At 51.3% G+C, this 15,039-nt stretch carries 4 protein-coding genes; all 4 read left to right on the top strand.

Going from position 1 to position 15,039, the window contains the following annotated elements:
• On the top strand, positions 1-3,211 hold a 3,211-nt coding region (locus tag PUT07_RS20855), incomplete at its 5' end, for an immunoglobulin domain-containing protein (RefSeq protein ID WP_274470337.1).
• A 611-nt stretch (positions 3,212-3,822) separates the two neighbouring features.
• Entirely contained in the window at positions 3,823-9,168 is a 5,346-nt protein-coding gene (locus tag PUT07_RS20850) for an S-layer homology domain-containing protein (protein WP_274470336.1), read from the top strand.
• An 18-nt stretch (positions 9,169-9,186) separates the two neighbouring features.
• Positions 9,187-13,809: a family 43 glycosylhydrolase gene (locus PUT07_RS20845; RefSeq protein ID WP_274470335.1), complete on the top strand. Its 4,623-nt coding sequence runs from the start codon at positions 9,187-9,189 to the stop codon at positions 13,807-13,809.
• 271 nt (positions 13,810-14,080) lie between these two features.
• Positions 14,081-15,037: an ABC transporter permease gene (locus PUT07_RS20840; RefSeq protein ID WP_274470333.1), complete on the top strand. Its 957-nt coding sequence runs from the start codon at positions 14,081-14,083 to the stop codon at positions 15,035-15,037.
• The last annotated feature ends 2 nt before the right edge of the window (positions 15,038-15,039 follow it).

Genomic DNA, 15,039 nt, shown 5'->3' with positions numbered 1-15,039 from the left:
CACGGCGGCGACCCTGAGCATCGCAAACGCGCAATCGGGCGATGCGGGCAGCTATACCGTCGTGGTCACCAATGCAGCGGGGAATGCGTCAAGCAATGCGGCAACTCTGACGGTGAATCCGGCGCCCGTGGCACCGTCGATCACAAGTCAGCCGGTCAACAAGACAGTGACAGAGGGGCAGACTGCAACGTTCAGTGTAACCGCCAGCGGCGACGCGCCGCTTAGCTACCGGTGGAAGAAAGACGGCAATGAGCTGACAGACAGCGGAAACATCAGCGGAGCCACGACGGCGAGCCTAAGCATCACAAACGCGCAATCGGGCGATGCGGGCAGCTATACCGTCGTGGTCACCAATGCAGCGGGGAATGCGTCAAGCAATGCGGCAACTCTGACGGTGAATCCGGCGCCCGTGGCACCGTCGATCACAAGTCAGCCGGTCAACAAGACAGTGACAGAGGGGCAGACTGCAACGTTCAGTGTAACCGCCAGCGGCGACGCGCCGTTTAGCTACCAGTGGAAGAAAGACGGCAATGAGCTGACAGACAGCGGAAACATCAGCGGAGCCACGACGGCGAGCCTAAGCATCACAAACGCGCAATCGGGCGATGCGGGCAGCTATACCGTCGTGGTCACCAATGCAGCGGGGAATGCGTCAAGCAATGCGGCAACTCTGACGGTGAATCCGCTGACCAATGCGGCAACGCCGGGCATTGATACGCAGCCGACGGGTGCAACGGTAAACGAAGGCGACAGCAGCCCGACCTTGAGCGTAGCAGCTAGCGTAAGCGACGGCGGAATGCTGACCTACCAGTGGTATAGCAATACGACGAACAGCACGAGCGGCGGCACAGCTGTCAGCGGTGCAACAAGCTCAACCTATGCCGCACCGACGACAACGGCAGGCACGACCTACTATTATGTTATCGTGACCAACACGAACAACAGCGTGAACGGCACGAAGACGGCAACGACAACGAGCAACATCGCTGCGGTCGCGGTGAATATCGCGCCTACCTATACGATTGCTGCTATTACTAATCAAACGTTAACTGCACTTACTCAAGGTTACGCTTCGGGTACCCAAGAGACAAAAACCATCGATGTAACAAATACCGGCACGAGCGATTTGTCGAATCTGTCGGCAAACATTAGCGGCATTCATGCTAGCGATTTTGTGATTACGCAACCAAGTTCGACGTTAATGAGCGGAGCGACCGCGACAAGCTTTACGGTTAAAGCGAAAGACGGCTTGCCAGCCGGCACATATACAGCAACGTTAACGTTATCGGCAACCCATATGACGGATGTGACGTTTACAGTGACACAAACTGTGAACTTGCCGAACGCTCTCCCGAATCCGCAAAACCTTGTGGCTACCGGAGGAGACCGTAAGGTTACACTAAATTGGAATACGGTAACGGGAGCGACGTATTACAACATTTATATGGCGACTGCTTCAAGTCAGTTTAGTAACGCTACAGTTGTTACCGTCACTTCCTCTACCTACAATGTACAAAACTTGCTAAACGGCACGGCCTATTTCTTTATGGTGAAAGCAGGTAACTCGGGAGGCTTGAGCGGGGAATCGAATCAGGCAAACGCTACTCCTGCAACTGTTCCGGCAGCACCAACGAATGTTTCGGCAATATATGGAAACGGAGAAGCCACCGTTACCTTTATGGCTCCAACCGACAACGGAGGAAGTGCGATTACAGGGTATGAAGTAACAGCTTCATCAGGGAATGTAGCCGTAACAGGAGCAGCAAGCCCGATTGTTATTACAGGTTTGACGAATGGAACGAGCTATACGTTTACGGTGAAAGCGATCAATGGTATAGGAAAAAGTGCACCCTCCGCTGAATCGAATGCGGTCATTCCGCAAACGCCATTCAGTGACAGCACGAGCGATAGCGATACGCCATCCGCGCCTAGTACTCCAACGACACCGGAGAAAACGAATACTGATGTAGATATACTTGTCAACGGTAAAGCGGAGAATGCGGGAACTGCAACGACAACCCAACGAAACGGTCAAACCATAACAACAGTGTTTGTTGATCAGAAAAAACTGGAGGACAAGCTTGCGACGGAAGGTCAAAATGCTGTGGTTGTGATTCCAGTAAACAATAAATCCGATATGGTCATTGGCTCACTGAACGGTCAGATGGTGAAAAACATGGAGGACGAGCAAGCTGTTCTTGAGATTAAAACTGATCGTGCGACCTATACAATTCCAGCGCAACAAATCAATATTAACACCATATCCGAACAAGTCGGCAAGTCGGTAGCCTTGCAAGACATCGAGGTACAAATCGAAATCGCCGTACCCACAACAGATATGGTGAACGTTGTTGAGAACGCGGCAGCCAAGGGAACGTTCACATTGGTCGCACCGCCGCTAAACTTTACGGTGAGAGGCACCTACGGAGATAAGACTATCGAAGTATCGAAGTTTAATGCCTATGTGAAACGAACTATTGCGCTTCCAGATGTTGTTGACCCCAGCAAGATTACCACAGGGATTGTTGTTGAGCCGGACGGAACCGTTCGTCATGTACCGACCAAGATTGTCGTGATTGATGGCAAATACTACGCACAAATCAACAGCTTGACGAATAGCACGTATTCTGTCGTCTGGCATCCGCTCGAATTTAGTGATGTGGCGAACCATTGGGCAAAACAAGCAGTGGGCGACATGGGATCGCGGATGGTCATTGATGGTACTGGCAATGGTATGTTCAGTCCGGACCGCGATATTACCCGCGCTGAGTTTGCAGCCATCATTGTTCGCGGATTGGGACTCAAGCTGGAGAATGGAGCAACACCATTCTCGGATGTGAAATCGACAGATTGGTATAGCAGTGTTGTCAATACTGCTTATGCGTACCACTTGATCAGCGGTTTTGAAGACGGCACTTTCCGCCCCATGGACAGGATTACGCGGGAACAGGCGATGGTTGTCCTCTCCAAAGCGATGGCGATCACTAGCCTGAAAGCCAAGCTTTCTGTTCAATCGACAGACGCAATACTTCGTCCTTATGGAGATATGGCAGCAGTATCTGCATGGGCGCTGAGCAGCGTCGCGGACAATGTACAGGCTGGCATTGTATCAGGTAGAAGTGGCAATGAGCTTGCACCAAAGGATTACATTACTAGAGCTGAGGTTGCCACAATTATTCAGGGAATTTTGCAAAAATCCGGCCTGATTTAAGCCGGGGGACGATAGCAGACGCTAATGGAACGACTCCGTTTGCTACGGTTAGCAGCCTCCCCAAACAATCTAAGCATCACTCGACGGCGGGTTTTTGCTAGCCACGGTTCACTTACATAAACCCCTGTCCGGTTAGGTGGACAGGGGTTTAGTTTGCTCAACGATTGAGTCTTTGGTTGTGATCGAAAAACTTGCAACGGGACACGATAGCTCAATGGAGACACCGCGGCAGCCGGCCATGTCATGGTCGGCTGCCGTTTCCATGCTACGGGCAAGATGCACATGGGCGGCTGTTTGGTGGCTTCAAAAGGTACTGGATGCAGGGAGTAGCATCCCCATATATCCCTCCGGATCCCACAGGTTCTTGTGAAATTTCATGTGAACAAATGTGTCGCTGTCTCATAATCCGTTTGAATGCGGATTTAATTAAATAACAAAAATCGTACAGAAAGACCTAAAGATTCTTAAGGCTTGGAGTGGAGGAATCAAAGTACAGTGAAAGCATCCATGGAGCAAAGATTTTAGTGGAAATGAAAGCGGTTTATTTTTGGGCGATCATTCCCTGTCAGTAAAAGCTCCACATAAAATTCCAAAAGGAGGAATTTATTGCAATGAGGAGGATTGGGTTGTTTGCTGTGCCCCTGGCGGCGGTACTGATCGTAATGATGTTGACAAATATCGCCTATGCGGATGTGTCATCCCATTATCTAAACCCGTTGATGAAAGGAGCCGACCCCACCATTGAGCGGCAGGAGGATGGATACTATTATTCCGCTGCAGGCGATGGCAATGTTGTATTGAAACGGCATGAAACCATTCTTGGCGTTTCCACCGCCAAGAGTAAAGAAGTATGGAAGTTACCTGAGAACCTGGAATTTATATGGGGGCCTGATGCACACAGAATCGATGGCAAATGGTACATCTATTTTGCTTCCGGTCCGAAGAATAGTGATAAAGCGGGGCGCTTTGCTTATGGTCATCCCAGCTCCTATGTTCTGGAGAATAGCTCGTCCGACCCATTTGAAGGGACCTGGGAACTGAAGGGAACATATGATAATGGAGACGGACTTACACCCCAACAGGGGTTGCTGAATACGCAAAGCTATGGTCTGCCTACCGGCTTTGTAACCATCAATGGACAGAGGTATCTTACCTATACCAAATATTTCTATTATATAGATCCAAAAACGGGAAACGAGAGATTTGATGAATGTCCCACAATAGTCAAGATGAAAAACCCGTGGACATTGGAAGGCGAAGAGTTTACATTAGCCAGGCCGACCTACGACTGGGAGAAGTATGTTGATAATGTTAATGAAGGCGCAGCCGTGGTGGAGCGGAATGGTAAAGTTTATTTTGCCTATTCCGCGAGCAGCTACACGCATGATAACTATGCGGTGGGCCTGTCCTGGGCCGATTTGGCCCAAAGTGTGGAGAATGAAGCGGCATGGAATAAATATCCCGAGCCGATCATGAAACGATCGGATGAAAACGGTTCTTATTCGACTGGCTCGCCGTTATTTCTGAAATCAGAAGACGGCACAGAGGACTGGATTACATACCATGGCATACCGACCCATAGTCAAGGCGGCAAGAACAGAGAGGTTCGCGCCCAGCGGATCAATTGGGACGACAATGACTTCATCAATCTGGGCATCCCTTCTAACCCCGGCACCGTGCTTAGCCGCCCCTCCGGGGAGGAGAAGAGCGAAGTCTATGAAGCGGAAGATGCGCAATTATCAGGGGCTGCAAGAGCAACAATGAACAGCATCTATGCCTCGTCTGGCCGCTATGCCCGGTACAGCAATGGCAATGAAAGCGACTATGTAGAGTTTACAGTCAACACGAATACAGGGGGGATTTATTCACTGGACTTCCGCTACAACAACAATACGACAGAACCGATCACCATGACACTGGACGTGAACCAGGAGGCTCCTACCGCGCTTGTATTCCCGTCTAATGCCGGACCGGAGAACAAGCTGAACTTCGACTTACAAACCGTTCACAACATCCGGCTGAATGAAGGTAGCAACATCGTACGTCTTTCCGGCAAAAGCGCATTGGGGCTGGACGCTATCATTGCCAAGAAAAGCGTGTTGTATGAAGCGGAGGACGCAGAGTTGTCCGGCGGCACGGGAATTGCTCAAGATCATACGGGATATAGCGGTTCAGGCTTTGTCACAGGGTTTACGGAGCCGAATGCGGCGATCAGTTTTACTGTAAACACGCCTCACGCGGGTAGCTATTCGGTTAAGCTGGCTTATGGCACTGGAACTGATGACGATCGAACCTTGACCATGTATGTGAATGGCGTCAAGATCAAACAAGCGAATTTCTTCGGTTTGAAGGAATGGAACAAATGGGCCGACAGATATGACAATGTATTCCTGAAAGAGGGAAGCAATGTCATTACCTATAAGTATGACAACAGTGATACGGCGAATGTCAATCTGGATTATATCACCGTTACCGAAGCGGCGACCTGGACGTATGAGGCGGAATCCGCTAAAACGACAGGCGGGACGGATTCCGGGATCGTTCATGCCCAAGATGGGAATACGGGAATCGGCTATGTGAGCGGTCTGTCCCAATTGAACTCGTCCGTGGAATTCTCAGTTGATGCCGAGTATGCGGCCTCCTATGATCTCAAGCTGCGTTACGCCACAGAACAAGGCGGCAAAACATTGTCACTGGAGGTGAACGGCACGCCTGTGCAGGACTTGGTCCTTCCCTACTCCGGAGGCGCCAAGGTATGGAAGGAACAGATTGTAACTGTTCCCCTGAGCAAAGGGAAAAACAGCATCACCTATAAGAGTACAACCGGAGATTCAGGTGTCATCCATATCGATCATATTCATTTGAATAAGCGTACGCCATGGAAATATCAGGCAGAGGAAGCAGCCCTCTCAGGCACGGTGGGTATCGGAAGAGACCGTCTATGGTTTGAAGGCAACGGGTATGTCGGCTTATTCCAGAAAAAAGGGGATTCTATCAGGTTTGAAGTGAATGTCCCCAATACAGCGGCCTATACGTCAACCTTGCGCTATTCGGGGGTAGAGTCGTCGAATCGTACTATGACCATGTATGTGAACGGCAAACGTGTCAAGCAAGTTTCCTTTCCGCCAACAGCGAATTGGGATACCTGGATGGATGCGACCGAGACGGTCAATCTGGAAGCCGGGAAGAATAGCATTGAATTCCGCCGTGAGGATGGGGATACCGGACAGCTCAATATTGACAGTTTGATCCTGGATAAATTCAGCGGGGGATTCATGAGTACTACGGCCAGGGAACTTACCCCCGAGAAGATGGTGAAGATCCAGCCGAAGCATAGCGGCAAGGCGCTGAGTGTGGCAGGTGAGAAGTACAATCAGGGAGCGGCTGTTATCCAATATTCCAATGGCGATACCAATAGTCAATTGGCACGATTCCTGGATCTGGGAACAGGATATTACCGGATCCTAGTTATGCGTGGCGCACGCTTCCTCGATATCAAGCCTGATTCGGATATGCAAGAACTTATTCTAAATCAGACTATTGAAGCTGCCCCCACTCCCTCCGATACTGAACAATGGCGTTTGGAAAAGGATGGCGATTATTACAAAGTGATCAACAAAAGCAATGGAAAGGTGATTACGGTAAATGAAGCGTCCAAAGGAAATAACGCTGTTATGCGGTTAGCCGATGATGAGGGGAAAGACAACCAGCGGTTTAAGATAGAGCTTCGCAACCTTTATGATACTACATTCCACGCGGTATCAGACATTACTACTGTCCCGGCGGCAGCGAAGGCAGGGCAGGAACTGACTCTCTTCGGAACAGTCTCACCGGATTGGGCCACACGTAAAGTTATCTCCTGGAGCATCAAGGATGCCGGGCAAACAAGAGCTACCCTGGATGGGAATGTGCTGTCCGCCACAAGAGCGGGAACGGTCATTGTCACCGCTACGATTGAAGAAGGAAGCGACATCGGTGTGAACTACTCCAAGGACTTCACCATTACCGTCTTCAAGAAGGATGCGGATGTTAGTCCTGAAAAGGCTACCTATGATCTTTATGTTCCCGGGGATGTAAGCACCGGCATCTTATGGAATGAAGCCAAGTCTGTGACCGGGGTGGTATACGCAGCAACAGTAACAGGTGCCGTATACAGTGGCACACTGGGAACAGACGGTTATACAGTTAGCGGGGATATATTGACCATCAAGCGCGAGGCTATGGCCGGATTGGGGTTGAGGAGCGGCGATAAGGCGGACTTCTCTGTCCTGTTTGATCGGGGGAATCCGGCTGTGCTCAGTGTCAATGTGGTGGATAGCTATGCTTCGGCTAACCATAGTATTACAGTGGCAACCAAGGGACACGGCACTGCTAGCGCCAGTGTATCGTCAGCGGTCAAGGATACGGCCATTAGCTTAACCGCTACACCAGATCCCGGTTATCTCTTCAAGGGCTGGCAGGTGAATAGTCCCAGTAGACTGAATGTGACTGGCAATACCTTCATCATGCCAGACGAGGCGGTGATGATCACGGCGATATTCGGAACGCCATCCTACAGCGTGACCTATAACGGTAACGGCGCGGCAAGCGGCCTTGTGCCGATAGATGACAGCAGCTATGAGCAGGGCGTCACAGTATCAGTCTATGGCAACACCGGTAATCTGAAGAAGCCGGGCTATGTCTTTGCCGGCTGGAATGTACGGGCGGATGGCAGCGGAGCCAGCTACACGGAAGGCCAGGTATTCACAATAAGTGGGGCGGATCTGACCCTGTATGCACAATGGTCGGTTAAAAATTCGGATGGTTCTTCTGGAGGAGGTTCGTTTGATGGGGATTCTTCCAATGGCAGTTCACCATCAAAACCAACGAGCGAAGGGGTTATTTCTGCGAATAGCAGCAAATTTGCGGTTCCAGCAGATAAGAATGGCGAATTCGGCATAGGTAATGAGATTAAGATCGAGATCCCTGCCGGAGCTTCCCGAAAGGAATTCCAGCTTATCATCAGCAGGATAACAGACACACAAAAGCTGCTTGCAGACAAAGATGTGCTGGTCAGTCCGGTGTTCGAGATTTGGAAGGATTTTTCAGGGGATTTCGATAAGGAGATCACTTTGTCCATTACTTTCGATCCAACCCGAATAAAGAAGGGTCAAAAGCCGACTGTATTCTCCTATGACGAAGCGCGAAGAAACTGGAGGGAAATAGGGGGACAAGTCAGTGAGACCACTTCTATTACCGTGAAGGTGAACTACGTTGCCAAGTTTGCAGTATTCGGCGCTGATCAGGCACCAAGCCTGATCGCTCCGAAACCGACGGCCAGCTTGAGTGACTTGGCGGCACACTGGGCGGAGGCCGATGTCAAACAAGCGATTGATCTAGGGATCGTCAGCGGTTATCCGGACGGTACGTTCAAGCCGGATCGAACCGTAACGCGCGCCGAGTTTGCCGCCATGCTCATCAATGCGCTCAAGCTGCAAGGGAACACCCTCTACAGCGCACCGCTAACGTTCACCGATAAGGAGAAAATCGGCGCATGGGCGCTGAATGCCGTGGCGCAAGCGGTGCAAGGAGGGATCATTTCCGGTTACGAGGATGGTTCCTTCCGCCCGGATGCTGAGATTACCCGCAGTGAGATGGCTAAGATGATTGCCAACGCCCTGGACCAGTCAGGCGAAATGGTTACAACAACAGGGTTTACGGATGACACGGCTATTCCTGACTGGGCGAGGGGTGCCGTTGCGGCCTTGAGCAACCGGGGCATTATTGAAGGCGAGGGAGGAAACCGATTCGCTCCCGGCAATCAAGCAACAAGAGCAGAGGCGATTAGAGTGTTGCTGAACATGCTGCGCAGCTCATCAGGGCTGAAGGGTGGTGCCTCTACAGTTCGTACTGCGGGTAATCTATTGGCTTTACCAGGTGAGCATGAACGGAAGGCCATTGGCAACAGGATGATATGATTCCAAGGAGGATTGTACATGGTCAAAAAAAAATTCAGACATCTGCTGCTTTGTCTTGCAGTACTGCTGATGCTGCCGCAATGGAGCGGAATGGCTGCGGCGGCAGAACCGAAGACAGCTAAGACGGATTCGACGTTTGTGCAGGAGGGAAAGAATGTGTCGGATTTCTACAATGTAATCATGCAGACAGGAGCCGATCCCTGGGTTTACAAGCACACAGACGGCTATTATTACAACGTATTTGCCAATTCCAGTGGCATCATGATCCGCAGAGCGAAAACTATCACCGGCATTGAGGCAGGCGAGAGGAGCCTGGCCTGGACGCCGGTTAAGGGCACCATGTACAGCTCCAATGTTTGGGCGCCTGAAATGCACTATCTCAAGGATACAGACGGCAAATCCAAATGGTATATTTACTTTGCGGCTGACAACGGAACTAATGCAAACCACCGCATGTACGTGCTGGAGAACGATAGTGAAAATCCGTTAACAGGCACCTGGGAGTTCAAAGGGAAGATTACTGATTCTACCGACCGGTGGGCGATTGACGGCACTGTGCTGACTGTAAATGAGAAACACTATTTCATCTGGTCCGGTTGGGAAGAAACGGACGGAAGCTTCCAGAATTTATATATTGCGCAGATGAGTGACCCACGGACTATCCGTTCAGAACGGGTATTGCTCTCGACGTCTGAATATGATTGGGAATCATCCCCGGCCAGAATCAATGAAGGTCCGGAAGTCACGATTAAGGGCGACACGATCAATCTGGTCTATTCTGCAAACGGAAGCTGGACAGACAGTTATTGCCTCGGGCTGATCACGGCCAAGATCGGCGACGATTTGATGAATCCCGACTCCTGGGAGAAAAAAGACACGCCGATCTTCACCAGCGCCAATGGCGTTTACGGCCCTGGCCACCACAGCATCGTCACGTCTCCTGATGGCACAGAGGACTGGATCGTCTACCATGCCGCCCGCTGGTCGGGATCGGGATGGACCCGCAAAGTCCACACACAGAAATTTACTTGGAAAGCAGACAATACGCCGAACCTGGGAGAGCCCGCCGATCCGAACACACCGATTGCCAAGCCTTCGGGTGAGCCGGTGCGGAAGCGCTATGAAGCGGAAAACGCGCTGTTGGTGAAAGCTCCGGGCGGTGAAACTTCTCCCGCTGTCCGGTTAGAAAGCACTGCTTCCGGCGGGATGAAGGTCGCCAATATCAAGAACGCCAACGATTATGCCCAGTTTACCGTAAACGTGCCGGAGGCGGGATTTTATATGCTGTCCGTGCGCAATGCCAACGGCTCACCTAATGCGGCCGATGCCTCCCATATCTTGTCGGTCAATGGGAGCTCCGGCGTCAATTTGAACATCGTCTATTCCGGCCTGAATCGTTGGGGGCTCTCCACGGCGAAAGTCTATCTTAGAGAAGGCAACAATATCCTCCGCTTCTCGAAGGGGAACAACCTTGCCGAAATCGACAGCATGGATATCTTTAAACTGGATGCATCGGAAATGTTATTCGATGCCCCGGGGTACACCTTGGGGTTAGGTGAAACCCGCAGCTTGCCCCTGTATACCGTAACAGGCACTACCTATACCCCTGTTGACACAGGAGCAATCTTCAGTTCTTCCGATACGAAGGTCGCCGTTATTGACGGAGGCGTTAGGGTTAAGGCTGTAAGTGCGGGCAGTGCAACAATCACCGCCACATATAACGGAAAAACGGCCACAGCCACGGTTACCGTTGCTGCGCAGCCTAAAGCTGTGCAGTCCGTTGCCATCAGCGGATTGGACAGCGTCCTGACCAGCGGGCAGACAAGCGGGTCATTGCAGGTAACGGCACGCTATAACAACTATGAGGTTCAGAATGTGACAGCGGCTGCCCAATTTACCAGCAGCGATCCTGGGGTGGCCAGGATGGAGTCGGATTCTGTGATCCAATCGGTATATGCGATTAAACCTGGCACAGCGCTTCTTACAGCCGAATATAACGGCAAGAAAGCAGCGCTCAACTTGACTGTTATTGCCGCTTCCGATGCGGTTCAGATTGCCACCGTAGTCAAGACTCCTTCCGGAGTGGCTCCTAAACTGCCTAGCGTTGTTGATGTTGTCTACAACAGCCAGTCGAAGAAGGCCGAGGTTGCTAGTTGGGAACTGGAGGGGCTTGATTTCAGCTCGCTTGGCACTGTTCAGGTGCCTGTCACCCTGAAGTTGGATGGCCGTGATGTTCCTTCCACCATTGCCGTAAACGTTATTCCGGGATGGGGCCTTGACGAGATTGTGAATCAACTCCGCAACAAGCTGGCCAACTTCTCTTATCCTTTGGGCGATGGGCTGGGCAACTATAGCCAATCCAAGTATGATTCCTTCGTGGCCGAAGTCAATAAGGCGGAAGAGATGGCCATAAACGCCGATCTGAGCAAAGAACAGTTTGACGAGGAACTGGATAAGCTTGCTCAAGCGGAAGCAGCTTTGTTAAGTTCGCTGAACAGCATTCAGGACGGCGTTATCTATAACGCTTACCGGGATTTCTCCGGCGATACGGTTGGCAAGTACCCTTATGGCATTACCACCGAAGATCTGACCAATGGGGCTAGCGCCACTGTACAGGAAGAGGCCGGTAATAAATTCCTCCGGCTGACCACAACCGCTGCTTCGGGCAAGGCAAACTTGTTTTTGCCGTATGCAGGCGAGGTAAAGGCTGAGGCGGACCAGCGCATCGTCATTGAATATCGCGCCAGACTAAACACCAGCTTCCAGTACGCCAATGGCGCCATGATGCGAAATGACAGCGGTACGGGCAATTATTCCATGGTCACGGCTTTTGATACGGGTAAAATTATAGTCCAGAACGGACCGTCTACGAAGGTCAAAGTCAAAGACTTTCAGTACAATACATGGTACAAAATCAAAATGGTGGCAAACGGGGACGCCAAGACTTATACCGTCTATATAGACGATGTTGAGGTGGCTGCTGACTACAACTTCCGCCATACAGGCGGCGAGAAGCTGACCGGCCAGCGTTTCGGCGTCGATGGCTATGCCAACGCCTCCATCGATTTTGATGATTTTAAAGCGATGGTTACCGGCGGACCGAAGGCTGCGCCAGAGGGGCTCAAGCACACCGATGAATCAGCGGTTGGCGCCAATGATGGACGCATCACCGGGGTCACCTCCTCCATGGAATGGTCCTCCGACAATGGGAGCACCTGGTTAAGTGCCGAAGGGGATTCCATCGCAAATCTCTCACCCGGGACGTATTGGGTTCGTTACTCTGAGACTGCTACCCATAAAGCCAGTCCTCATGTGGTCTTGACCATTACGGTCTTTACTCAGCCGGTGCATGTCACCGGGGTGAGCCTGAATCAGACCACCGCTCATCTGTATACCAACCATGGGGATTCGACTGTCCAGCTTACCGCAAATGTGGAGCCCGCTGATGCAGCGGACAAAACCTTGATCTGGACCACTTCCAATCCGATTGTAGCTACCGTGAATGAACACGGTCTTGTGACGGTTCGTACCTCTGGTAAAGCCATTATTACGGTAACTACTGAAGACGGCGGCTTCACAGCTTCTTGTGTGGTAACTGTGGGTGTATATGATAACGACAGCGGTGAAAGCGGCGGAGATCTCCAAATTGGCGGCAGCAATCCGGTCGTCCCAACTACGCCGTCTACTGGGGTCACAAACGGGGATGGCAGCACGACGACCAGCATCACCGATCAGACAACCGGTACGGTGACGGAGACTACGGTCTGGCCGAACGGCGACCGTGAAGTTGTAACGAAAGAACGTAATGGTACAATTACCGAAGTCGTCACCAAGCAGAATGGAAGCAAGCGTGAGACCGTGAGCAAGCCCGATGGAAGCAGCCGCTCTGTCACCACGGATCCGCAGGGAGTCAAGGTTGAAACTGACAAGACTTCTCTTGGGGGAGTAACTGCGACTGTCCATCTGCCAGAAGGCGTAGCACAAGCGCGGGTCACAATTCCGTTCAAGAATGCTTCTGTTTCCACGGTGGCTTATAAGGTTCGGGATAACGGAACAAAGGAAGTGATCGGAACGGTTGTCACCAAAGCCGGATTGAGCTTTACAGCCAAGGGCAATATGACGGTGAAACTGATCGATAATAGGATTGTTTTCCAGGATGTGCCCAATAGCCACTTGGCTGCGGAGGCGATTGCCTTCGTAGCAAGCCGTGGATGGCTGCTCGGAACGGAGCAAGGTGTCTTTGCTCCCGATGTATCCTTGAGTCGCGCCATGTTATATACCGTGCTGGCCCGTTTGCATGGCGTTGAGACCGAAGGCGGTGAAAATTGGTACAGCAAGGCGAAAGACTGGGCTACAACATCCAGGATCAGCGATGGCAGTAGCCCTGAAGCTTCCATTACACGCGAACAACTGGTTACTGTCCTGTACCGTTACGCCGGAAAGCCGGTTGCAAGCGGCAATAGCCAGAGCTTTGCGGACAGCGGCGAAGTGTCCGCCTGGGCAAATGATGCCATCGATTGGGCTGTATCGGCAGGTATTCTTAACGGCAAACCAGGAAACCTTCTGGAGCCTACAAGTGTCGTCTCCCGGGCGGAAGTATCCGCCATGCTCACGCGCTTTATAGCTTGGCGCAGCAACTAAAAGTTGAGTGGACAACAGGTAAAAACCAAGGAGCCAAGCAGGAAGATCCGCTCGGCTTCTTGTTTTTTTTGCCGCAGATTTAGTGCTGTTCTGCAAAGAGGGATTACGAATGAGGATGCTGCCCATTTCGGGGAGACTTCTGCTCGTTGGAAGGAGAAACAAAAATCGCACAGAAAGACCTAAAGATTCTTAAGGCTCGGAATAGACGAACCGCGGTACATTATAAGCATATCATCCAACAAACACTTTCAGCAGGAAAGAAGGGGGAGCCATGAAAACAACACCTGCTGCCGTAGGAACGGATAGAGCACCGGCAGCCAAAGAGGTTTTTTACCAGACAAAGCGGTTTCGGCAAAATATTCCGCTACTTGTCATGCTTATACCTGGAGTGCTTTATTATCTGATATTCCGTTACTTCCCTATGGGCGGTCTTGTGATCGCTTTTAAGAACTACAATTTTCACGATGGCATATGGTCAAGTCCATGGGTGGGGTTGAAATATTTCGAGATTTTATTTCAGTCCCGCGTTACGCTGCAAATTATCTGGAATACCCTTACCCTGAGCGTTCTGAACCTGATCTTCGGGTTCCCTGCGCCGATTATTATCGCCATTGCCTTGAATGAGGTCCGGAAGAGTTGGCTGAAGCGCTGGATTCAAACCATTATTTATTTGCCTCATTTTTTGTCCTGGGTTATCGTTGCAGGCATTATCCTGACCTTGTTCTCCATCGACGGCGGCACCATCAACAAGCTGCTGGGTCAATGGGGGATGGAACCGGTGCCTTTCCTGTACCGCTCAAACTCATGGATCGCCATCTTTATCGGCTCCGGCATGTGGAAGGAGATGGGCTTCGGAGCTATTATCTATCTCGCGGCTCTCTCCGGCATTGACCCCAGCTTGTATGAATCCGCAGGGCTTGACGGTGCAGGAAAGCTTAGGCAAATTTGGCATATCACCCTGCCGGGCATCCGCTCTACGATTATCCTACTGCTGATTCTTGGGATGGGCCGTCTGATGGAAGTAGGGTTTGACCAGGTTTACAATTTGCAGAATCCCACTGTCTTGCAGAATGCGGAAGTCATCAGCACCTATGTGTACAAAGTGGGACTGCAGCAGGCGCAGTTTGGCCTGACTACAGCCATGGGCTTGTTTGAATCCTTTGTCGGCCTGGTGCTTGTGCTGTCTGCCAATGCATTGGCCCGTAAATTTGATCAGGGATTATTCTGAAG

Source organism: Paenibacillus sp. MAHUQ-63 (genome assembly GCF_028765165.1).
Taxonomy (GTDB): Bacteria; Bacillota; Bacilli; order Paenibacillales; family NBRC-103111; genus Paenibacillus_E.
The sequence above is the reverse complement of the archived record's forward strand: the minus strand, read 5'-3'. Positions and strand labels throughout refer to the sequence as shown.